This is a genomic window from Marinobacter bryozoorum, assembly GCF_023156245.1.
GTDB lineage: Bacteria > Pseudomonadota > Gammaproteobacteria > Pseudomonadales > Oleiphilaceae > Marinobacter > Marinobacter bryozoorum.
Map to the genome: position 1 here is coordinate 1 of NZ_JAKZAH010000005.1, position 21,473 is coordinate 21,473.

Consider the following 21,473-nt stretch of genomic DNA (forward strand, 5'->3'; position numbering starts at 1 on the left):
GCCCAGAATCTGGCTGTAGAGCTGTGTATCTTTCATGAGGACAAGGCTAATCTACCCACTCGATTTGGTGAAGGCCCAAAAAGGGAAAGGTATTCATGTCGATGATGACTATGAGGAGTTACTCGGAAAAGCGGGACTTTCACCGGATGCAGGTAAATTCTGAAATCCAGATTACCGACGGTGACGGCCGGTCCTACAGCGGAATCTGTCGAGACCTCAGCGGCACTGGCATGCAGCTGCAGGTGGCAGAGTGTGTTCCGGAGGGGACACTGCTCCACACCGTGTTACCGGCCAGCAGCGATGATTTCCCGCCTTTCGAGACCGAGGTAAGGGTTTTACGCTCGGAGCCTAGCGGTGATGTGTTCCTGCTGGGCGTCGCCATCGAAAAGGTCAGGCACTGACAAAAAAGCCCCGGCGGAAAACCGCCGGGGCTTTTTTCTAACGGTAGCAGGGTTCAGCCAAGCTTCTTCTCTGACACCACGATGCCGTTATTGTCTGCATAGATGTACTGACCAGGGCGGAACGTTACCCCACCAAAGGTGACTGGCACGTTCAGGTCGCCGATACCCTTCTTTTCGGTCTTGCGGGGATGGGTCCCCAGTGCCTGGACACCCAGATCGGTTTTGCCGATAACATCTACGTCGCGGATGCAGCCGTAAATGATCAGACCGGCCCAGCCGTTTTCCGCCGCTTTCTCCGCCAGCATGTCGCCCAACAGGGCAGCCCGCTTCGAGCCGCCACCATCAACAACCATGACACAGCCGTTCCCCGGCTTGCCCACCTGCTCCTTGACGATGGAGTTGTCTTCAAAGCACTTCACCGTGACAACCTCGCCGCCAAAGGCGTCGACGCCACCAAAGTTACGGAACCCGGGCTCCACTACCTGAACTTCGGGATGATCGTCGCAAATATCGGGAGTTACGATGTCCACGTTGTCTGCCTCCTTTTCGCCGGCCCGGTGTGGCCGGTATCAGTCAATGGTTTCGTCAGCCAGGAAGAACCAGGTATCCAGCACAGAGTCCGGGTTCAGGGATACGGTATCGATGCCCTCATCCATCAGCCACTTGGCGAGATCCGGGTGATCCGACGGACCCTGGCCACAGATGCCGATATACTTGTCAGCACGCTTACAAGCCTGGATGGCATTGGATAACAGTGCCTTGACCGCCTCATTCCGCTCATCAAACAGATGGGCAATAATTCCGGAATCCCGGTCCAGGCCCAGGGTCAGCTGGGTCAGGTCGTTGGAACCGATGGAGAATCCGTCGAAGTGCTCCAGGAACTGGTCAGCCAGCAATGCGTTAGCAGGCAATTCGCACATCATGATCAGGCGCAGGTCGTTTTCGCCGCGCTTCAGACCGTTCTCTGCGAGCAGGTCCACGACCTGGCTTGCCTCGCCGACAGTGCGCACAAATGGCACCATGATTTCCACATTGGTGAAGCCCATCTCGTCGCGGACTTTCTTGAGGGCGCGACACTCCAGCTCAAAGCAGTCACGGAAGGTGTCCGATATGTAGCGGGAAGCGCCACGGAAACCGAGCATCGGGTTCTCTTCGTCCGGCTCGTACAGGGTGCCGCCGATCAGGTTGGCGTATTCATTCGACTTGAAGTCTGACAGGCGCACAATGACCTTTTTGGGATGGAAGGCCGCCGCCAGGGTGGAAATACCCTCAACCAGCTTGTCTACATAAAAATCTACCGGCGACGTATAGCCCGAGAAACGTTTCTCAACGGTCTGGCGGATATCCCGGGGCAGGCTGTCGTAATTCAACAGGGCCTTGGGGTGCACGCCGATCATGCGGTTAATGATGAACTCCAGCCGCGCCAGCCCCACACCCTCATTGGGAAGGGACTGAAAATCGAAGGCCCGGTCCGGGTTACCGACGTTCATCATGATCTTGAACGGAATGGCCGGCATGGACTCAACGGTATTTTCCCGCAACTCAAAATCCAGGCTGCCTTCGTAGATCAGGCCGGTGTCACCCTCGGCGCAGGACACGGTAACCTCCTGGCCATCCCTGAGTACCTCGGTGGCATCGCCGCAACCAACGACAGCCGGGATACCCAGCTCACGGGCAATGATTGCTGCGTGACAGGTACGCCCGCCCCGGTCGGTCACGATGGCGGCAGCACGCTTCATCACCGGCTCCCAGTCAGGGTCGGTCATATCGGTGACCAACACATCACCCGGCTGGACCTTGTCCATATCCTTGATGCTGTCCACAACGCGCACGGCCCCACTGCCGATCTTGTGACCGATGCTGCGACCTTCAACGATCACCTTGCCCTGCTCCTTCAGCAGGTAGCGTTCCATGACATTGGCAGAAGCCCGGCTCTTCACCGTTTCCGGACGGGCCTGGACGATGTAGATGCGACCATGGTCGCCATCCTTCGCCCACTCAATGTCCATGGGACGATCGTAGTGCTTTTCGATGATCATGGCCTGCTTGGCCAGTTCGGTCACCTCGGCGTCGGTGATAGAGAACCGGTTACGGTCATCCTGCTCCACCTTCACCGTATCGACGAAGTGGTCGGAGTCCTTGTCAGCTGAGTAGACCATCTTGATGGCCTTGCTGCCGAGGTTCCGGCGCAATACCGCCGGCCGGCCTGCGTCCAGTGTCGGCTTGTGTACGTAGAACTCATCCGGGTTTACGGCACCCTGAACCACGGTTTCACCGAGGCCGTAGGAGGCGGTCACAAACACCACGTCACGGAATCCGGACTCGGTATCCAGGGTGAACATTACCCCACTGGCGGCCGTTTCACTGCGAACCATCTTCTGGATGCCCGCTGACAGGGCTACCAGTTTGTGGTCGAAGCCATGGTGGACCCGGTAAGAAATGGCGCGGTCATTGAACAGGGAGGCGAACACCTCCTTGACCGACTTCTTCACCTGCTCGAACCCCACCACATTCAGGAAGGTTTCCTGCTGGCCGGCGAAGGATGCGTCGGGCAGGTCTTCGGCTGTGGCCGAGGAGCGCACAGCCACGGCCAGGTTACGGTTGCCGTCCTGGAGCTTGATAAACGACTGCTCCAGGTGTTTCTCCAGGTCTGCGGGGAACGGCTGTTCCAGCACCCACTGGCGAATATCCGCGCCGACGCGGGCCAGCTCGTTAACATCATTGATATCAAGGGCGTCCAGCGCTTCGTCAATGCGATCCCGCAACCCGTCCTTGGCTAGGAACTCCCGGTAGGCATGGGCCGTGGTCGCAAAACCACCTGGTACAGACACGCCGGCATTGGCCAGATTGCTGATCATTTCACCGAGGGAGGCGTTCTTGCCCCCTACCCGCTCAACATCTGACATGCCCAGGTTCTCAAACCAGATAATATAATCTTCCAAAGCGCGTCTCCCTTGGTTCAGTCGAGCAAACTGCAAAGAATAGAGGAGCCTTCATTCCCTGTAAATAATCGGGCCGGCGCGGCAGACAGGGCTGCCTCAATGGGCCCGGGGAATGGTAAGGTTGCTCCCGACTATCGAATTTGGCGTGTATCATACTGTAACCTGTGAAGATTACCTAGGGAACCTCTGCTCATGAAACGCACAGTCTTCTTCATCTCCGACGGCACCGGCCTTACCGCCGAGGCACTCGGCAACAGTTTGCTGGCCCAGTTCGAGAAAATCCAGTTCGAGCGGGTAACGGTCCCCTACGTCGACGACCAGGAGCGGGCGGAAGACCTGGTGGAGCGCATCAACACCGCTGCAAGGCAAGATGGCGTGCGGCCACTGGTCTTCGACACCATCGTGAAAAAGGACATCCGGGCGATCATCAGTGAGGCTGAAGGCTTCATGATTGATATCTTCGGTACCTTCCTCGATCCCCTGGAGCAAGAACTGCAGGCTTCGTCGTCATACACCGTCGGCAAGTCCCACTCGATCAACAACGAGGGCAGCTACGAAAAGCGGATCCATGCCGTCAACTTTGCCCTGGACAACGACGACGGCGCCCGCACCCGACATTACGACGAAGCCGACCTGATACTGGTGGGCGCATCCCGTTCCGGCAAGACGCCCACCTGCCTGTACCTGGCCCTGCAATACGGGGTAAAGGCAGCCAACTACCCGATCACCGAGGATGACCTGGATGATCAGCAATTGCCGGAAGTGCTGCGGCCTCACCGGGATAAAATCTTCGGCCTCACCATCGACCCGGACCGCCTGGCGGTGATCCGAAACGAGCGCCGCCCCAACTCCCGCTACGCTTCTATAAAGCAATGCATGCATGAGATCGAGGAAATCGAAACCATGTACCGACGTGAGCGGATTCCGTTCATGAACACCACGGCTTATTCAGTGGAAGAAATCTCCACCCGCATCATGGTATCCACCGGTCTCAAGCGACTACGCTGACAGCGCCGGGCTCCAAGCCGGGCGAGGCAGCACGAAAAAGGGGCGGCGTGATTGTTCACGCCGCCCCTTTTTTGTTCCTTTGCTCGCTGTGACGCCTCAGGTGAGGCGCACCCTGGTTAAAGCTCCCGGATTTCCAGCCCCAGGCCTTCTACAAGCCCACGGTTATCGTGGCTGGTAATAACAGCGGTACTGGCCTTCTCGGGCCGCAGCCAGTCCCGGGCTACCCGCTGCAGATCCGCTACCGTGACGGCCAGCAAACGCTCACGGAACCGGGCCTGCTGCTCTGGCGTCCGGCCAAACAGCCGGCTGTGGAACGCGTGGCGGGCTTCGCCGGCAGGTGAACGGGGCTTGTCGAGCTGACCAACCACGCCCAGAACGGCTTCTTCAAGGGACTGCGGGTCGTGGGCCTCTTCCCCCAGCCATTTCAGCGACGCATCGAAATCGTCCAGGGTTTCGCCCAGGCGTGGATCCCGGTAGGAGAAGAACCGGAAGGTACCGTTGACGTTATCCTGCCCGGCACCACCGCCATAGGCGCCACCCTTTTCACGAATAGCCCGGTGCAGGAAGCCGTTGCGCAGGAAGCCACCCAGCACGGTCAGTGCCGCCGCATCCGGATGGTCCGGCGCCACGGTGGGATAGGAGCGAGCACAGAAGTTGACCTGGGTCGAGGTGAGCCAGGCCTCGTGGGTATCGTAGCTGACCGGATCCATGTGCCATTGCTCACCACTGACTTCCGGTGCCTCGGGCCACAGGCCGGTCACACCCTCGGCCATGGCATCGAGGTGCTCGCTTTCAGCCACCAGCAGGAATTGCCGCTTCTGGCTGCGGAACTTCTGATGCAGGTTGGCCAGGTCGTCACACAGCTTGTCCAGGGCTGCGCTGTCGTCCAGGGTGTCGTCCAGTGCCTTGGTGCCCTTGATTCCGGCCAGGCCAGCGAGACGGAATGACAGCCACGCGCCGGGGCTATGCCCCTGGGACGCAGCCCCCATGGCAAGGCCGTGACCGCTGCCGGTCGCCGCCTGTTCACGACGGGCACGGATCTGGGCTACCAGCTCCCGGATACGCCCCTTTTCATCGAAGCGGGCATTGTCATAGACATCCCGCAACAGCTCAGAGAGCGCCTTGCGGTTGCGAGCGAGTGCCTTGCCGCTGAGGATCAGATAACCGTTCAGGCTTTGCACGTCATCCACAGTGCCCCGGGCCGAAATGCTGGCCCCGATTCCGCCACTGCACGCGGAAATCCGGTCCTGCATCTGCAGGTAGTCCAGCTCACCACAACCGACTTCGGTCAAGATGGTGGTGTACAGGGGCAGCAGAAGCAGCTCGTCCCGGGACAGTGCCGGCAACTGGAAGATAGCCTGTTCGTAGACCAGGCCATTGGTACCCTGGGCATACAGCGCTGCCGGGAAAGCCTCCAGGTTACGCCCCTCCGGGACATGGATCTTCAGGGGCACATCGGACAGGTCCACCTTGGGCAGTATGGAGTCGTCGTCCTTTTGCAGCTGACGGGCTTCCAGGGCCTGGGCGCGGGTCACGATGTGCTGTTTTTCTTCATCCGACAGCCGGGCCTTGCGCGCCTCCAGGGCCTGGCGCACCGCCTCCTGGCGGCGATTTTCCAGCTGGTCGTCAGGGCGCAGGGTCAACGTTACCCGGTGGGGGTTGTCGATCAGCAGGCGACGGATCAGACCCGGCACATAGTCGGGATCACTGATCCGCTCCCGCATGGTTTCCAGTACCGGCTCCAGGTCCAGCAGCTCGACAGGATCGCCGCCATGAACCATGGGAGAAATCGCGGTCATGATCAGCTGCAAGCCATAGGGGAAACTGTCACCGGCGATTTCCCGCTGATGCAGTTCCAGCTGGTGAAGAATGGCTTCCAGGCGTTCCAGGGGTACGCCTTCCTTCGCCACTTTCTCCAGCACGCCCTCAACCAGGGCCTCCAGGTCTTCCCGACGCTCCGGCTCGGAGCCTTCCACCCCGCAGACAAAGGTCATTTCCCGGTTGGAGTCCTCCAGGCCACACATGGGCGACGGGGCCGCCGCTATGTCCGTGGTTTCCAGCGCGTGCAGCAGGGGGGACGCGCTGTTCTCCAGCAGTACACTGGCCACCAGCTGGGCTTCCAGGTTCTGCTGCAGGTCAAAGCTGTGACCCAGCAGCCAGCCCATCACCATATGGGTCTTGCGTTCCACGGGCTCCCCGGCACTGACCGCATAGCCCTGCTCTACCCTCAGCGCCGAAAACAGCCGCTTTTCATCCCGCACGGGGAGGTCCACTTCCAGGGCGTCGAACCGTGACAGGGCCAGCTCCTCAAAGCGCTCATGGTGCTCTCTGGCCGGAATGTCGCCATAGGTACAGAAAATGGCATTGCTGGGATGATAATGGTGACGATAGAAGGCGACGAGATCGCCGTAGCTCAGGTCCACGATATGATCCGGCTCACCGCCACTGTTATAATGATATGTGGTCGTGGGGAACAGGTGACTGGACAGGTTTTGCCACAGCTGGGACGTAGGCGCACTCATGGCGCCCTTCATTTCGTTGTAGACCACACCCCGGTAGACCAGCGGCGTGGAGGGGTCATCCGGTGTCTCGAATTCCAGCCGGTGCCCTTCCTGGGCAAAGTCCAACGGATCCAGCTTGGAAAAGAACACCGAGTCCAGGTAAACCGAGAGCAGGTTGTCAAAATCCTTGCGGTTCTTGCTGGCAAAGGGATAAGCCGTCCAGTCACTGCTGGTAAAGGCGTTCATGAAGGTATTGAGCGAACGCCGGATCATCATGAAAAAAGGATCCCGCACCGGGTACCGCTCGCTGCCACACAGCGCCGTGTGTTCCAGGATATGGGCAACACCGGTGGAGTCCATGGGGAAGGTACGCAGGGCCACGAAGAACACGTTCTCGTCATTGTCCGCCGCCATGTGCAGGTGACGCGCACCGGTCTTGCGGTGAACATACTCCTCCATGGTCAGGTTCAGGGCCGCGATGGGATGACTGCGAACCCGCTCGAAGGCCGGGTGTACACTGGACTCACTGGTTACGCTCATGCACTCGTCCTGTCTGGGAAATGGTTTTGTGTAGCTTATCACGGTATCCTCTGACCCATATTGTCAGACGGATTGCCGTCAGTTGTGACCGGGAACGATCTTCCCCGATAATAATTCCCCTATGATGGTGACGAGGTCGAGGTTTTGAAACCCCGACCCCGGAACGAATGTCACGGATATACCTCAGGCAACCGCGCCTTTCTCGTGATATTCGCCCGGACCAGTCGAATATCGAGGTAAACCATGATCACGACCGACACGCCAAGCGAGCCCGGCCGCTACCTGTCCAGCCCACCGGTACCGGATGCCAGCGCCTATCACAACGAACGGCGCCGTTACCTCGCCCGCGCTCGCCGTAACCCTGGCCTGCGCCAGCGCTACCTGCGCAAACTTGCCAGCTACCTGGTGCTTCGGAGTGCCTGGTCATTCGGCTTTTTCCCGGTCATCCTGGCCTTCTGGGTACCCCTGGTCATGGCCGAGTTCAACCCCGTAGTCATGGTTCAGTCCATATTGCCGCACCTGGAGGCCTTCGTTTCGTCAAATCCTGAAGTCCAGGCCAGGACCATCAGCATGCTGCTTGCCGGCTGGGGATCCGTCGGGCTGTTCTTCTTCCTGTTCGACGTGGTAATCAACCCGTTCCACTCACCCTTCCAGAAAGAAGCCGACATCCACATGCGGGCCTGGTCCCAGAGTCAGGGACTGGTACCTCCGGACGAAGTGTGAACGGGGTTTGATTCAGCAACAATAACCCTGCCGCTCTGTAAACTTTTGTATCTGTGCCGCGGTACACTCTTCCTCAGACTACGGACTGAGTACTGGGGAGAAAACCCGGATGGACATTAAAAACGCCTTGTTGGTCGACGACTCCAAAGTCGCCCGCTTCACACTCAGCAAGCTGCTCAGGGGCAGCAACATGGAGGTCAGTACCGCAGGCTCCGCCGAGGAAGCCCTGGACCTGCTGAGCAACAGCGACCAGCCGGACGTGATCTTTATCGACCACCTGATGCCGGGAATGACTGGCGTCGAAGCCGCCCGCGCCATCCGTAACAACCCGGCCACTGCCCACATCCCCATCGTGATGTGCACCTCGGGCAAGTCCGCTGAATTCGAGGAAACCGCCCATGCCATGGGTGTGGACGTCATACTGCCGAAACCGCCGGAGCAGGACGGAATTGCGCGAGTACTCGACAAACTGCGTGCCATGCCCGAAGCCCGGCCCGTTACGGTCAGCGAGGAGAGCCAGGTGCCGCCGGCAAACGATCCCGACATTCCATTGCTGACAGAAGACCAGATCGCCATGGCCGCCCGGGCGGAGGTCAAGTCGCAGATCAGCGAACAGCTCCACGAGCGCCTGACCCACCTGTTCGACGAGCAGGCAGGCTACCTTCGCCAGGGCATGGACCAGCACAACAGCCTTAATACTTCCCTCATCAATGAAAAGCTTGCAGCGCTGGAAGCTATCCTGGACGTTCACCAGGAAGCCGTCGCAAGAACAGTAACCCGGGAAGTGGACGAGTTGTTGAAGAAGCTGCTCAGCCAGCACCAGCGGGCCACCGTTAAAACCATCGCGACACTCCTGGCAGACAGGGACCGCTATCTTCAAGAAGAGCTGGACCGGCAACGGGAACAAGACCAGGAATTCTGGAAATCACTGCAGGCGGACACCCTGCAAGAGGCCGCAGAATCCTCCCGCCAGCACGCCGAACAGGTGGCCCGCCACCTGGACGAACTGGCCGCCAACAGGCGCCGGAAATCCACCCGTAACACCTACCTCGGCATACTGCTTGGAAGCCTGGTTGTGGCAGGTATCAGCCTGGCCTGGGCCAATGGACTGCTGACACCCTGAACCCGGCGAAAAAGCACGGAAGCTTCGGGTTTTGCTACCCCAAAAGGAGCCACCAGGGCTCACCCACCGGCACGGAACTTTGGTAGAATGCGACCTGTTCTCAACCCACGGTCTCAGTCCTCCTGCCGGATGTTTTCATGAATCACCTGTTTATCGACAACCTCACCGTTATCGACTTTGCCTACCTGGACCACCACCGTGGCCTGGTCGGCGAAAGCTGGATTGCCGACATCGTACTGGGCGGCGAACTGGATGAGCAGGGCATGGTGTTCGACTTCGGCAACGTGAAGCGCACCATCAAACGGGTAATCGACGAACGGGTAGATCACCGGCTGGTGGTACCGGCCGGCGCAAGCTGCCTTGTACGGGGCGACAGCCCCGGGCATCTCACCTGGACCCTGGCAGACCGCAGCCAGATCCGCCACGAGGGGCCAGAACAATCGGTGGTCTACCTGGACCACTCCGAGGTTGTCCCCTCTGCGGTAGCGCGGTTACTGGAGCAGGAGCTTAAAGCAGTTCTGCCAGCGAACGTGACCGATGTGGAGGTCTCCCTGCGGGAGGAGCTGATCGAGGGCGCCTATTACCATTACGTCCATGGCCTCAAGAAGCACCTTGGCAACTGCCAGCGCATTGCCCACGGCCACCGGTCGCCGATCCGCATTGATGTCAACGGACGCCGGGACACAGATCTGGAGAAGCATTGGGCACGGGAGTGGCAGGATATCTACATCGGTACCCGCGAAGACCTGAGCCAGAGCTGGACGGACGGGGATGGCACCGAGTATGTGAGTTTCCATTACGACGCAGAGCAGGGTGAATTCCGGCTGACCTTGCCCCGCCAGCGGGTGTGGTTCCTGGAAACCGATACCACTGTTGAGTTGATTGCAGCTTACCTAGCGGACCAGATCAAGGCTTCACACCCCGGTGATGAGGTTCGTGTTCGGGCTTTCGAGGGGGTTGGTAAGGGCGCGATTGCTGTTCGCTAAGCTGGTGGTAGCTGATCTTACTGCGTAGGCGGCCTGCTGATTTGGATTAGCAGCCTGCTAGATTCGGGTGGCGGAGCTGAGGCGGTAAGACTTTTCTGGACACGCCCCGCGAGTACGTCCCTGGCCGATTTTTGCTCCTGCAAAATCGGCATTTCCGCCATCCTTCGCGGTCATAGAACTCCGTCGCGCCATCCCTGGCGCTCCAGGGTCCTGAAAAGTCTTCCCACCCCAGCTCCTGCAAACCTTTCCGATATCTCTACGATAAAACAACACAACTACTTCTAGCACTCTGCGTAGTGCCGAAACGGGCAACGTATAGGCTGTTTATGTCTAGCTTCAGGAACGGTGCTATGCCCCACAGTTCCACGATGTTCAGTCGCCACCAAACATGGTCGGCGATATCAGAGCAGTTCATAGGGAGTGGGGTTGGGGACATCTTTCAGGACCCTGGAGCGCCAGGGATGGCGCGACGGAGCCCTCCAGGGATGGATTCACGGGGCGTGTCCTGAAAGATATCACCGGCCCCGGTCCCCGCCACCAGGCCAACCATTCCAACCGTACAGTTGGAAAACCGAGCAAACCGAGCCTCAAAAATCAGACACAAAAAAACCGCCCGAAGGCGGTTTTTTTGCTGATAACCCGGTGGACTAAACCGTGTTACCAAATTGGCGTCCCCTAGGGGGTTCGAACCCCTGTTGCCGCCGTGAAAGGGCGGAGTCCTAGGCCACTAGACGAAGGGGACTAGAAATTGGTGGAGCCAAGCGGGATCGAACCGCTGACCTCAACACTGCCAGTGTTGCGCTCTCCCAGCTGAGCTATGGCCCCTCAACGGCTGCGTATATTAAGGATCCGCCCCGGGGGCGTCAACACTTAAAACGCATTTTTTTCAGTTTTCTGAACATCCCTGTCCAGACCGATCAAAACACCACCAGATCGCTTATTCTGCGATCAATGTAGCGTACTCCTTCTCCACTCGCTTGGTTTCCTTCTTGGAAAAACCACCCAGAACATTCAGCGCATGACGCAAACGGGCACGGGTCATGTCCGGACCCAGCAGCGCCATGGAGTCCATAACCGACCAGGAATTGGGCGTACCGGCAATGGCAACGAAGATAGAGAACATAAAATCGCCCATCTTCAGGTCCATGGCTTTCGCCAGGCCCTTGATGTCCCCGAAGATATTCTCCTTGCTCCAGTGACGCTGGGCCTCCAGCTTCCACAGGGCAAACTGCAACACCCGCTTCACCTGGCCTTCGTCCAGTTTGTTGTGGGCAAAGTCGTCCGCCGTCAGCTCCAGCATGCCTGAGAACATGAAAGAAGCCATGGGCGCCACATCCGAGAAGACCTCCGCCCTGCCCTTCACATGGGGCACCAGCGCCCGCAGGGAATCTTCGTTGAACCACCACTCACGAAGTCGCGCGACAAACTGCTCATCCGAGACGTCTTCACGCAGCCACAAGCCATTCAGCCAGCGCAGCTTCTCCACATCGAACACCGGGCCACCTAGGGATACCCGGTTGATGTCGAAGTGCTCGATCATCTCGTCCAGGGTGAACTTCTCCCGCTCGTCCGGCATGGACCAGCCCATGCGGCCCAGGTAGTTGGTCACCGCCTCCGGCAGAAAGCCCATGCGCTCATAGAAGTTGATCGAGGTGGGATTCTTGCGCTTGGACAGCTTGCTCTTGTCCGGATTACGCAGCAGCGGCAGGTGGCACAGCACCGGCATGTCCCAGCCAAAGTATTCATACAGCAACTGGTGCTTGGGTGCAGAGTTGATCCACTCCTCGCCACGCAGAACATGGGTGATGCCCATCAGATGATCATCCACCACATTGGCCAGGTGATAGGTGGGCATGCCGTCGGACTTGAGCAGGATCTGGCAGTCCACCTGGGACCAGTCAATCTCGATCACGCCGCGGAGCATATCGTCGACCTTGCAGACGCCCTCGTCCGGCACCTTCATACGGATCACATAGGGCTCACCCGCGTCCAGGCGACGCTGCACTTCGTCCGCCGGCAGTTCCAGGTCACCCTTGATGCCCGGGTTTTCACCCCGGGCCTTGCGCTCCTCGCGGATGGCGTCGAGCTCTTCCGGGGTACGGAAGCAGTAGAACGCATGGCCCTTCTCCACCAGTTCCATGGCGTACTGGCGATACGAATCCTTGCGCTCGGACTGGCGATAGGGGCCGTGCGGGCCGCCCACGTCGGGGCCTTCATCCCACTCCAGCCCGAGCCAGCGCAATGCCCGGAGAATATCCTGTTCCGACTCGGCGGTGCTGCGGGCCTGGTCGGTGTCCTCGATACGGAGGATAAACTGGCCACCGTGCTGGCGAGCAAAGCAGAGGTTGAACAGGGCGACAAACGCTGTGCCCACATGGGGGTCGCCGGTGGGTGACGGAGCAATTCGGGTACGTACAGTCATCAAAGGATCCAGCCTGACGCAGTGAGTGGAGGAAAAGCCGCCATTATACCGAGCCGCGCCGGAAATCCCATGAATGCAGGTACGGTTGTCCACTCAGACCAACCCGACACTTCCCTCACCACCAATAATGTAATATTATAACATTCTCTTTAAGACGAGCAGAGCAAGTCTCCATCATGAAGCAGATCACCAATTTTCTACCGATAGCCGGTCTTACAGCAGCCCTGGCCCTTGGAGCCGTAACCGCCCACGCCACGGACGAAAAGCCGAACATAGTAGCCTCCCTCGCCCCGATCGAACTCCTGGTGAGGGCTGTGGCCGGTGATCAGGTGACGGTTTCCACGCTGGTGCCCGCCGGTGCCAGCCCGCATACCTACCAGCTGCGCCCCTCCGAGCGCCGCCAACTGGCCGCCGCTGACCGGATTTTCTGGGTGGGACCGGGCATGGAGAACTTCCTTGAGCGCCTGCTGACGGGACCGGATTTTCGCGACCGGAGTGTAGCCCTGGCCCCGGGCGCCGACGCACCCGGCGATGACGACCACGGGTACCACCACGAGGACGATCACGATAGCCACGCTGAAGCGGAACACGGGCCGGAGCATGACAGCGCCGACGCTCATGCCCATGGTCACGACCACGGTGACGGCGGAGACCCCCATATCTGGCTGGATCCGGCCCTCGGGCTGGACATGGCAGGAAAGATTGCCCATAGCATCGAACAGCTTGAAGGTATCGATGCTAAAGAGATCGATGAGAACCTGGCGACGTTCGAAGCCTCGCTGAAAGACCGCGAGGCATCTATTCGCCAGCAGTTACAGCCAGCGAAGGACCTGGACCTGTTCACCTACCACGGTGCCTTCCGTCGCTTCGCGGAGCACTACGGGCTGACAATAGCCGGCGTACTGACCCTCAGCCCCGAGCGCAGCCCGGGTGCCCGCCACCTGGCAGAGGTACAGGAACGATTGCAGCAGGCAGACCAGCCCTGCCTGCTGACGGAACCCCAGTTCAACCGGCAATGGTGGGAGTCGTTGATGACCGACGCCGATATACCGGTCAGCACCTGGGATCCCCTGGCCGGTGATATCGAGCCTACCGCCACAGGTTACCTGGAATTCCAGCAGAGCCTTGCGGATGCCGTTCTACGCTGCCTGCCAGAGAACGCCGAGTAACAGCGGCAGGGTAACCATGCCCAACAGGGTCTGCCCGCTGATGATAGCGGCCATCAGCGGGGCGTCGCCCCCCAATTGGCGAGCCAGGATGTAGGATGAGGTGGCGGTGGGCAGTGCCGCCAGCAGGATGGCCACCTGCACCAGGGTACCGCTCATACCCAGCAGCATGGCCAGGCCCAGGGTGAGTACCGGGAAGATCACCAGCTTGGCGAAGGATGACACCAAAAAAGGTGCCGAGGCATTGCGCAGCGCTTTCAGTTGCAGCCCGGCGCCCACACACATCAGCCCCATGGGCAATGCCAGGTCACTCAGCGGTGCCAGGATGCCGGCCACCACCGGATGGAAGCCGATACGGAAGAAACTCCAGATCACACCGATCACCGATCCGATAATCAGCGGATTGGTGACGATGGCCCTGATCACTGGCGCCAGGCGCAGCTTCCCCTGCCGACAGGTCACCGAGAACATCAGTATGCACAGCAGGTTCAGCAGAGGTACCTTCACCGCCACGGCCACCGCGATCAGTGAGATCCCCTCGTCCCCCAGCAGCATGCCAGCAGCCGCCAGGCCAACATAGGAATTGAAGCGGATGCCGCCCTGGAACACCGACGAATAGACCGGCCCCGGCCAGCGCCAGACCAGCTGGATCAATACAAAGATCAGCGTCATGGCCACCAGCATGGCCACGGTCAGCAGCAGTATGTCGCCGTAGGCGGATGCCGGCAGGCGCGCCTGGCCAAGCTTGTAGACCAGCATGGCCGGGAACAGGGCATAGTAGGTAAAGCGTTCAGCCTGGATCCAGAAACCCTCGCCAGGGAACTGCCAGCGCCGGAACAGGTGCCCGATCACTATCAGCACGAACACCGGCATCAGGGCCTGAACCACAACTGACATATCTGTCCCTCAAGGCTGAAAAGCTGAGGATACTACCATTATCGCTCCCCGGGGTCTGCCCGGGGAGCCTGCAGGACGGGCGGTCTAAACCGCCCTTGAATTACACCGGGCTTAGCGGCTGGTCTTCAGCTGCTCCCAGTAGCGGTTGTAGACCTGCATGGCCTCATCACCCACGTCTTCCTGGAACTCGGCGTTTTCCATATCCTCCGCCGTGGGATAGCTGGTGCGATTGCTGGCCACTTCCTCCGGCAGCAGGTCACGGGCGGCCAGGTTTGGTGTGGCGTAGCCGATGTCCTCGCTGATCAGCGCGGAGATCTCCGGCTGCAATACGAAGCTGATGAACTTGTGTGCAGCTTCCGGATTGGCGGCATTCTTGGGGATCACGAAACTGTCGAGCCACACAATGACGCCCTCCTCCGGGTAAATGTATTCCAGGGACGGCATGTCTTCCTTGCCCATAAAGGCTTCGCCGTTCCAGATCATGCCGATATCGGTCTCGCCTTCGAGATAGGGCATGCGGGGGGCGTCGGAATTGAAGGTACGTACCGACGGCATCAGTTCGGTGAGCTTCTGATAGGCTTCCCCGATTTCCTCCGGATCGGTGCTGTTACCGGAGTAACCCAGTACGCGCAGGCCGATATGGAACACTTCCCGCATATCGTTCGTCAGCATCACCTGGCCTTCATACTGCTCGTCCCACAGGTCGGCCCAGCCGGTTACGTCGCCCTCTTCCACCGCGTCACTGTCGATGGCCAGGCCGGTGGTGCCCCACAGGTAGGGTACGGAGTAGGCGTTGTCCTTGTCGAAGCTCTGGTCGACCAGCTCCGGGTCCAGGTTATCGAAGCCTTCGATCTGGTTGTGATCGATTTCTGTCAGCAGGCCTTCCTTGCGCATCTTGTTGACGTAATAGGTGGACGGCACGGCAAGATCGTACTGACTGCTGTCGTCCAGCAACTTGAGACGCGCATACATGGCTTCGTTACTGTCGTAGGTGGTGTAGACCACCTCAATGCCTGTTTCTTCCTCGAACCGGTCCAGCACTTCCTGGGGCATGTACTCTGACCAGTTGTACAGGTTCAGTACCTGCGCCTCTTCCTCCTGGCCGCTGCAACCCGCCAGGGAAACCGCTGCCAGACCGGCAATGGCAAGTTTCTTCATCGTTTACTCCTCATCAGAATCCATTGGGATAACACAAGCATCAGCAGCGAAAACACCAGTAACAGGGAGCCCAGTGCATTCACCTCGGGTTTCAGGCCCACACGCACCATAGAGTAGATGCGCAGCGGCAGGATTTCATAACCGGGGCCACTGACAAAGGTGCTCACCACCACATCGTCCAGGCTCAGGGTAAAACCGAGCAGCCAGCCGGCCAGCAGTGCCGGCATGATCACCGGCAACAGTACCGTGCGGGTCATGGTGAAATCCGACGCCCCCAGGTCCCGGGCCGCTTCCGGCAGGCTTTCATCAAAGCCACTGAGCCGGGCCATAACGGTAATCACCACGAACGGCAGACAGAAGGTCACGTGGGCAAGCAGCAGGGAGAAGTAGCCCAGCTGCACACCCACCAACAGGAACAGGGACAGCAGGGAGATGGCCAGCACGATCTCCGGGGACATCATGACCACGAACAGCATCCCCTTGAGGGCCTTTTTGCCCCGGAAGCGGTAGCGGTGCAGTGCCAGTGCGGTCAGCGCCCCGATCAGCGTAGACAGGGTGGCGGCAGAAACCGCCAGCCACAGGGAGTTCCACAGCGCCTGCATCATGGCGTCGTTGGTAAACAGGGCTTCATACCAACGCCAGGTAAAGCCACCCCAGCGGTAGCCGGTGCGCCCGTCGTTAAACGAAAACACCACCAGCACGGCAATGGGAATGTACAGGGCCAGGTACACCAGGGCCAGGTAGGCCCTCGGCAGCCAGCGAGTCATACGTCACCTTCCTCACCCAGGCGGCGCTGGCTGAGACGATGGGTAAACAGCAGCAGCGCCATGGCCAGGGTCAGCATGATGGCGGCGGCGGCACCAAACGGCCAGTTGCGGGCATCGAGGAACTGGTTCTTGATGACGTTACCCACCAGCAGGTTGCGGGAACCGCCCAGGATATCCGGCACAAAGAACAGCCCCATGGCTGGCAGCAGCACCAGCATGACGCCCGCCAGCACGCCCGGCAGGGTCAACGGTATCACCACATGGATAAAGGTGCGGAAACGCCCTGCCCCCAGATCGTGGGAAGCCATCAGCAACTCCCGTCTCAGGTCATCAAACACCGAGTACAACGGCAGGATCATAAAGGGCAACAGCAAGTAGACCAGCCCGACAATAACCGCCCCTTCGGTATACAGCATGCGCAGGGGTCCATCAATCAGGCCCAGCTCCATCAACCCGGTGTTGATCAGGCCATTGGTCGCCATCAACAGCTTAAGGGCGTAGGTGCGCACCAGTGAGTTGGTCCAGAACGGCACGATCAGCAGGAAAATCAACAACAGCTGACGGTCCTTCGCCACACGGGACAGGGCCCAGGCAAACGGATAGCCAATGAGCAGGCACACAAGGGTGGTGATCGAGGCCATGTACAGGGAGTGAAGAAACACCTCCAGGTACAACGGATCCAGCAGGTTGCGGTAGTTTTCCAGGGTCACCGGAAGTGACAGGAAGGTGCCCGGGTCCCGGGTGAGGAAACTGGCGCCGATTACCAGCAGGTTTGGCGCCAGCACCAGGGCCAGCAGCCATGTCCACACCAGTAGCAGCACACCGGTCCGGAAGGGTTGCCGCAGCCCCCTAAGCATTCGCCGCCTGGTCCTCCGGGACGCCGCCGTTTTCAAGGGGGAGGAGCCACTCCCAGCCTTCCACCCAACTTACCCGAACCGGCTCGCCCAGGCGGTAGTCAAAGGCGGGGTCGTCCTCATCAAAGAATTCGCTGGCCAGCACCTCGGTGCCATCTTCCAGATGAATCACCGAGTCCAGGGTACTGCCTTTATAGTTCCGCTCCACGACCTTGCCGGCAAAACCGTGGTCTGCATCCGGCTCCAGCACCCGGATATCCTCGGGCCGCAGCAATACATGAACACCCTCGCCCTCAGACACCGGGAACCCTGGTCGCCTCATGGTGCGCCGGTAGCCGGAGACATTCACCGTTATGCGCTGTTCATCCACCTGTTCCAGGACACCCGGGAAAAGATTGGTTTCTCCCACAAAGCGGGCAGTGAAAAGGTTGGCCGGGCGTTCGTAGATCTCCCGCGGCGTGCCCTTCTGCTGCACCTTGCCCGATTGCAGTACCACCACCCGGTCTGACATGGACAGCGCTTCTTCCTGGTCATGGGTGACGAAGACAAAGGTAATGCCCAGTTCCCGTTGCAGGCGTTTGAGTTCGATCTGCATGGTCCGGCGCAGCTTGTAGTCCAGCGCCGAGAGGGGCTCATCCAGCAGTAACAGTTTCGGGCGCTTGACCACCGCCCGGGCGATGGCAACCCGCTGTTGCTGGCCGCCCGACAACTGGTGCGGCTTGCGTCGCGCAAACTCCCCCAACTGCACCATGGCAAGGGCTTCCTCGACCCGTTGGTGGATTTCGTCCTTGGGTCGTTTTTCCATTTTCAGACCGTAGGCGACGTTGTCGAACACGGTCATATGGGGGAAAAGCGCGTAGTGCTGGAAAACCGTATTCAGGGGCCGCTGCTCCGGCGGCAGGGCCGTAATATCGGCGCCGTTGAGCTCAATGGTGCCACTGTCGGGTATCTCGAAACCCGCCAGCAACCGCAACAGGGTGGTCTTGCCGCAGCCGGAAGGCCCCAACAGGGTAATGAACTCGCCATCCGCAATATCCAGGTCAAGGGAATCCAGCACCGTCTTGCCGGAGAACTGTTTGCCCAGATTTCGAAGTGAAAGCAGCGTCTTCTGCGTCATCAACGGCGCCCCTGAAATGAGCGGGCTATTTTTTCAGAAAATGGGCTCGCGGGCAAAGCCCACGCCGGATTTTAACGGGTTTCTGCTACATCGCCGATAGCAGGTTCAGGTACAATGCCGGCCAGATTCACTGCTCAACCGGGCCACACTCATGTCTATGTCAGAGACACTCCCAAATCCGTCTGCTCCGCTGTCCCGTCGATTCTGCGTGGCACCCATGATGGACTGGACCACGCGCCACTACCGCTACCTGGCCCGTATCCTTAGCCGGCGGGCATTGCTGTACACCGAAATGGTCACCACCGGCGCCCTGATCCACGGCGACACCGCCCGCTTCCTGCAGCATGACCCGGCCGAATACCCGCTCGCCCTGCAGCTGGGCGGCAGCAATCCGGGCGAGCTGGCCCGGTGCGCCGCCCTTGCGGAGGACTATGGCTTCAGTGAGGTCAACCTGAACGTGGGCTGTCCCAGCGACCGGGTGCAGAACAACATGATCGGTGCCTGCCTGATGGGACACCCCGACAGGGTCGCGGAGGGTGTCCGCTCGATGATCGCCGCCACCTCCCTGCCGGTAACCGTCAAACACCGGATTGGTATTGACGGGAGAGAGTCCTGGGAAGACCTTTGCCACTTTATCGAGACCGTGGCGGCCGCAGGGTGCCGGACCTTTATCGTCCACGCACGTATTGCGATGCTTGAAGGACTGAGCCCCAAGGAGAACCGGGACATCCCGCCGCTCAAGTACCCATGGGTGTATGACCTGAAGGCCCGGTACCCGGAGCTGGAAATCATCATCAACGGCGGTATCAAGACCTTCGATGAGTGCCACCATCACCTTGAGCACACCGACGGCGTCATGCTCGGCCGGGAGGCCTACCATAACCCCTGGCTGCTGGCTGGCGTTGATCCGGAGCTGTTTGGTGAGTCACCACCGGTGACCAGCCGCCATGACGCACTGCAGGCCATGCTGCCGTTTATCGAGGCCGAGCTGGAACGGGGCGTCTACCTGACGCACATCACCCGCCATATTATGGGTCTGTTCCATGGCCAGCCCGGAGGACGCCAGTTCCGTCGGCATATCAGCGAGAACGCCCACCGTCCGGGTAGTGGTATCGAGGTGGTGCTGGATGCACTGGCGAAGGTTAGGGAACCTCTGCCCCAGCCAGACCCGGCATAGCGTTCACCATGACGGCCCGGTAAGCCCTTGCTGTCTTGTTCCAGCCCCGCCAGCCGGTTATCGTAGCGATATACTGACGACCTTCAGGTAGCCTCCGGTCTTTTACCAGCCTTGCCGAAGGCCACATACGCTTTGACGCATCCGGAAGCATGCCTGCAAACAACAGGGACACAAGGAACATTACCCATGACCAGCAAACTTGAACAACTCAAAGCCATGACCACCGTGGTTGCCGACACCGGTGACCTGGAGGCCATTGCCGAGTGGCGCCCCCAGGACGCCACCACTAATCCGTCACTGCTGCTCAAGGCCGCCGGTTCCGACGCCTACCGTCCCATGCTCGACCAGGCGGTCGCGTTCGCATCCCGCCAGGGTGGCTCCGACCAGGAACAACTGGGCTGGGCCACGGATACCCTTGCGGTGCTGGCCGGCAAACAGATCCTGGAGCTGATTCCCGGTGTGGTGTCCACCGAAGTGGACGCGCGCCTTTCCTTTGACACCGGTGCCACCATCGACAAGGCCCGCCGCCTGGTTGAGCTGTATGACAGCCAGGGCGTGGACACCAGCCGGGTGCTGATCAAGATCGCTTCAACCTGGGAAGGGATCCGCGCGGCGGAACAACTGGAAAGGGAAGGTATCCACTGCAACCTGACTCTGCTGTTCTCCTTTATCCAGGCGGCGGCCTGTGCCGATGCCGGCGCCTACCTGATCTCACCGTTTGTGGGTCGCATCCTCGACTGGCACCTGGCCCACAGCAACCGGGATGCCTTCCAGCCGGAAGAAGATCCGGGCGTGCTTTCAGTCAGCCGGATCTACAACTATTACAAGGCCAATAGCTACGACACCGTGGTCATGGGAGCCAGCTTCCGCAATGTCGGGGAGATCGAGCAACTGGCGGGCTGTGACCGGCTGACCATCAGCCCTGCCCTGTTGCAGGCCCTCAAGGAAGATGCCGGGGAACTGCCCCGCCGCCTGTCACCGGATAACGCCCGCAGTGCGGACCGGCCGGTCGACATTGACGAGCGCCTGTTCCGCTGGGAGTCCAACGAAGATGCCATGGCGACCGAGAAACTGGCCGATGGCATCCGTCGCTTCGCCGCCGACCAGGTCGAACTGGAACAAAGGGTCAGCCAACTCGCCCGGGCGGCCTGACCGGAGGACAATAGCCTGATGATCAACCAACTGCGTCAATTGCTGTTTCCCGATACCGGTGAAACGGGCGCATCGCCAGACCCGGACCATCACCAGCTGGCGGTGGCAGCCACCGCGCTGATGGTGCAGCTGGCCCGCATTGACAGCCATGAGGATGAGCGTGAGCTGGAAACCATCGTCGACTGTGCCGTCAAAGTGCACCAGGTAACTCCGGAAGAGGCCCGCGAAATCCTTGAAGACGCCCTGAACCATGCTGATGACTCTACCTCTCTCTACGAGTTTACCGGCAGCCTCAATGAACAGCTGAGCCAGGACGCCAAGCAGCGGGTCCTTGAAAGCATCTGGCGCGTGGCCCTGGCGGACGGTCGTATCGACAAGTACGAAGAACACCTGATTCGGCGAATAGCCGATCTGCTGCACCTTAATCATCGGGAATACGTGCAGGCCCGCCACCAGGCCAGTGACGAACCGGCCTGACCGGCGCCCACAATTCCCAGCTCCCCGGGCCGATACTCGCCCGGGTCACCTAGTCTCAGGAG

At 59.9% G+C, this 21,473-nt stretch carries 18 protein-coding genes and 2 tRNA genes; 9 read left to right on the forward strand and 11 right to left on the reverse strand.

The features are described 5' to 3' along the window. Positions 1 to 95: 95 nt before the first annotated feature. Entirely contained in the window at positions 96 to 401 is a 306-nt protein-coding gene (locus MLC59_RS04210; RefSeq protein WP_248231165.1) for a PilZ domain-containing protein, read from the forward strand. A gap of 53 nt (positions 402 to 454) precedes the next feature. On the opposite strand, the gene rraA is transcribed toward MLC59_RS04210, so the two are convergent. After that, a complete protein-coding gene (gene rraA / locus MLC59_RS04215) occupies positions 455 to 931 on the reverse strand; it encodes a ribonuclease E activity regulator RraA (RefSeq protein WP_248231167.1) in 477 nt (158 codons plus the stop codon). A gap of 39 nt (positions 932 to 970) precedes the next feature. After that, positions 971 to 3,343, reverse strand: coding sequence for a phosphoenolpyruvate synthase (ppsA, locus tag MLC59_RS04220; RefSeq protein ID WP_248231169.1), 2,373 nt, complete (start codon positions 3,341 to 3,343; stop codon positions 971 to 973). 192 nt (positions 3,344 to 3,535) lie between these two features. Here ppsA and ppsR point away from each other — a divergent pair, with 192 nt between their 5' ends. Further along, positions 3,536 to 4,351, forward strand: coding sequence for a posphoenolpyruvate synthetase regulatory kinase/phosphorylase PpsR (gene ppsR / locus MLC59_RS04225; RefSeq protein WP_248231173.1), 816 nt, complete (start codon positions 3,536 to 3,538; stop codon positions 4,349 to 4,351). Positions 4,352 to 4,467: 116 nt separating this feature from the next. Here the strand turns inward: ppsR and MLC59_RS04230 are convergent, their stop codons facing one another. Beyond that, positions 4,468 to 7,392 carry an insulinase family protein gene (locus MLC59_RS04230; RefSeq protein ID WP_248231174.1) on the reverse strand — a complete coding sequence of 975 codons (2,925 nt, stop codon included), beginning with the start codon at positions 7,390 to 7,392 and terminating at the stop codon, positions 4,468 to 4,470. A 243-nt stretch (positions 7,393 to 7,635) separates the two neighbouring features. Here MLC59_RS04230 and MLC59_RS04235 point away from each other — a divergent pair, with 243 nt between their 5' ends. From MLC59_RS04235 to MLC59_RS04245, 3 genes are all read left to right on the forward strand, one after another. Beyond that, a complete protein-coding gene (locus MLC59_RS04235) occupies positions 7,636 to 8,115 on the forward strand; it encodes a hypothetical protein (RefSeq protein ID WP_248231176.1) in 480 nt (159 codons plus the stop codon). 109 nt (positions 8,116 to 8,224) lie between these two features. Continuing rightward, the gene (locus tag MLC59_RS04240; RefSeq protein ID WP_248231178.1) at positions 8,225 to 9,238 is read left to right on the forward strand and encodes a response regulator; all 1,014 of its coding nucleotides are present in this window, start codon (positions 8,225 to 8,227) and stop codon (positions 9,236 to 9,238) included. Between the two features lie 137 nt (positions 9,239 to 9,375). After that, positions 9,376 to 10,224, forward strand: coding sequence for a 6-pyruvoyl trahydropterin synthase family protein (locus tag MLC59_RS04245; protein ID WP_248231180.1), 849 nt, complete (start codon positions 9,376 to 9,378; stop codon positions 10,222 to 10,224). 666 nt (positions 10,225 to 10,890) lie between these two features. Here MLC59_RS04245 and MLC59_RS04250 read toward each other — a convergent pair. The 3 genes from MLC59_RS04250 to gltX all read right to left on the reverse strand — a co-directional run bounded on the left by MLC59_RS04250 (position 10,891) and on the right by gltX (position 12,649). After that, a tRNA-Glu gene (locus MLC59_RS04250) sits at positions 10,891 to 10,966 on the reverse strand. Between the two features lie 7 nt (positions 10,967 to 10,973). Then, positions 10,974 to 11,049, reverse strand: a tRNA-Ala gene (locus MLC59_RS04255). A gap of 112 nt (positions 11,050 to 11,161) precedes the next feature. Beyond that, on the reverse strand, positions 11,162 to 12,649 hold the full coding sequence (gene gltX, locus MLC59_RS04260) for a glutamate--tRNA ligase (protein ID WP_248231185.1): 1,488 nt from the start codon (positions 12,647 to 12,649) through the stop codon (positions 11,162 to 11,164). Between the two features lie 173 nt (positions 12,650 to 12,822). Between gltX and MLC59_RS04265 the strand changes: the two genes are divergently transcribed. Next, positions 12,823 to 13,815: a zinc ABC transporter substrate-binding protein gene (locus MLC59_RS04265; RefSeq protein WP_248231186.1), complete on the forward strand. Its 993-nt coding sequence runs from the start codon at positions 12,823 to 12,825 to the stop codon at positions 13,813 to 13,815. On the opposite strand, the gene MLC59_RS04270 is transcribed toward MLC59_RS04265, so the two are convergent. From MLC59_RS04270 to potA, 5 genes are all read right to left on the reverse strand, one after another. Continuing rightward, positions 13,786 to 14,709, reverse strand: a complete 924-nt coding sequence (locus MLC59_RS04270) for an AEC family transporter (protein ID WP_248231187.1) — start codon at positions 14,707 to 14,709, stop codon at positions 13,786 to 13,788. The genes MLC59_RS04265 and MLC59_RS04270 overlap by 30 nt on opposite strands. A 111-nt stretch (positions 14,710 to 14,820) precedes the next feature. Beyond that, a complete protein-coding gene (locus MLC59_RS04275) occupies positions 14,821 to 15,867 on the reverse strand; it encodes an extracellular solute-binding protein (protein WP_248231188.1) in 1,047 nt (348 codons plus the stop codon). Further along, positions 15,864 to 16,634 (reverse strand): spermidine/putrescine ABC transporter permease PotC, encoded by a 771-nt coding sequence (gene potC / locus MLC59_RS04280; RefSeq protein ID WP_248231189.1) that lies wholly within the window; start codon positions 16,632 to 16,634, stop codon positions 15,864 to 15,866. Before potC ends, MLC59_RS04275 begins: the two co-directional genes overlap by 4 nt. Then, positions 16,631 to 17,491 carry a spermidine/putrescine ABC transporter permease PotB gene (gene potB / locus MLC59_RS04285; RefSeq protein ID WP_248231190.1) on the reverse strand — a complete coding sequence of 287 codons (861 nt, stop codon included), beginning with the start codon at positions 17,489 to 17,491 and terminating at the stop codon, positions 16,631 to 16,633. Before potB ends, potC begins: the two co-directional genes overlap by 4 nt. Continuing rightward, positions 17,484 to 18,605 (reverse strand): spermidine/putrescine ABC transporter ATP-binding protein PotA, encoded by a 1,122-nt coding sequence (gene potA / locus MLC59_RS04290; RefSeq protein WP_248231192.1) that lies wholly within the window; start codon positions 18,603 to 18,605, stop codon positions 17,484 to 17,486. The genes potB and potA overlap by 8 nt, the downstream gene beginning before the upstream one ends. Positions 18,606 to 18,756: 151 nt before the next feature. Between potA and dusA the strand changes: the two genes are divergently transcribed. The 3 genes from dusA to MLC59_RS04305 all read left to right on the forward strand — a co-directional run bounded on the left by dusA (position 18,757) and on the right by MLC59_RS04305 (position 21,411). Continuing rightward, positions 18,757 to 19,782: a tRNA dihydrouridine(20/20a) synthase DusA gene (dusA, locus tag MLC59_RS04295; RefSeq protein WP_248231194.1), complete on the forward strand. Its 1,026-nt coding sequence runs from the start codon at positions 18,757 to 18,759 to the stop codon at positions 19,780 to 19,782. Positions 19,783 to 19,968: 186 nt separating this feature from the next. After that, positions 19,969 to 20,934 (forward strand): transaldolase, encoded by a 966-nt coding sequence (gene tal, locus MLC59_RS04300; RefSeq protein WP_248231196.1) that lies wholly within the window; start codon positions 19,969 to 19,971, stop codon positions 20,932 to 20,934. Between the two features lie 18 nt (positions 20,935 to 20,952). Further along, positions 20,953 to 21,411 (forward strand): tellurite resistance TerB family protein, encoded by a 459-nt coding sequence (locus tag MLC59_RS04305; protein WP_248231198.1) that lies wholly within the window; start codon positions 20,953 to 20,955, stop codon positions 21,409 to 21,411. The last annotated feature ends 62 nt before the right edge of the window (positions 21,412 to 21,473 follow it).

Bases quoted from the DNA above. Each gene is read 5' to 3' on its own strand.
- dusA (WP_248231194.1), top strand. From the start codon at position 18,757: ATGTCTATGTCAGAGACACTCCCAAATCCGTCTGCTCCGCTGTCCCGT.
- potA (WP_248231192.1), bottom strand. From the start codon at position 18,605: ATGACGCAGAAGACGCTGCTTTCACTTCGAAATCTGGGCAAACAGTTC.
- ppsR (WP_248231173.1), top strand. From the start codon at position 3,536: ATGAAACGCACAGTCTTCTTCATCTCCGACGGCACCGGCCTTACCGCC.
- MLC59_RS04265 (WP_248231186.1), top strand. From the start codon at position 12,823: ATGAAGCAGATCACCAATTTTCTACCGATAGCCGGTCTTACAGCAGCC.
- MLC59_RS04270 (WP_248231187.1), bottom strand. From the start codon at position 14,709: ATGTCAGTTGTGGTTCAGGCCCTGATGCCGGTGTTCGTGCTGATAGTG.
- potB (WP_248231190.1), bottom strand. From the start codon at position 17,491: ATGCTTAGGGGGCTGCGGCAACCCTTCCGGACCGGTGTGCTGCTACTG.
- potC (WP_248231189.1), bottom strand. From the start codon at position 16,634: ATGACTCGCTGGCTGCCGAGGGCCTACCTGGCCCTGGTGTACCTGGCC.
- MLC59_RS04210 (WP_248231165.1), top strand. From the start codon at position 96: ATGTCGATGATGACTATGAGGAGTTACTCGGAAAAGCGGGACTTTCAC.
- MLC59_RS04230 (WP_248231174.1), bottom strand. From the start codon at position 7,392: ATGAGCGTAACCAGTGAGTCCAGTGTACACCCGGCCTTCGAGCGGGTT.
- tal (WP_248231196.1), top strand. From the start codon at position 19,969: ATGACCAGCAAACTTGAACAACTCAAAGCCATGACCACCGTGGTTGCC.
- MLC59_RS04305 (WP_248231198.1), top strand. From the start codon at position 20,953: ATGATCAACCAACTGCGTCAATTGCTGTTTCCCGATACCGGTGAAACG.
- MLC59_RS04275 (WP_248231188.1), bottom strand. From the start codon at position 15,867: ATGAAGAAACTTGCCATTGCCGGTCTGGCAGCGGTTTCCCTGGCGGGT.
- MLC59_RS04240 (WP_248231178.1), top strand. From the start codon at position 8,225: ATGGACATTAAAAACGCCTTGTTGGTCGACGACTCCAAAGTCGCCCGC.
- MLC59_RS04235 (WP_248231176.1), top strand. From the start codon at position 7,636: ATGATCACGACCGACACGCCAAGCGAGCCCGGCCGCTACCTGTCCAGC.
- MLC59_RS04245 (WP_248231180.1), top strand. From the start codon at position 9,376: ATGAATCACCTGTTTATCGACAACCTCACCGTTATCGACTTTGCCTAC.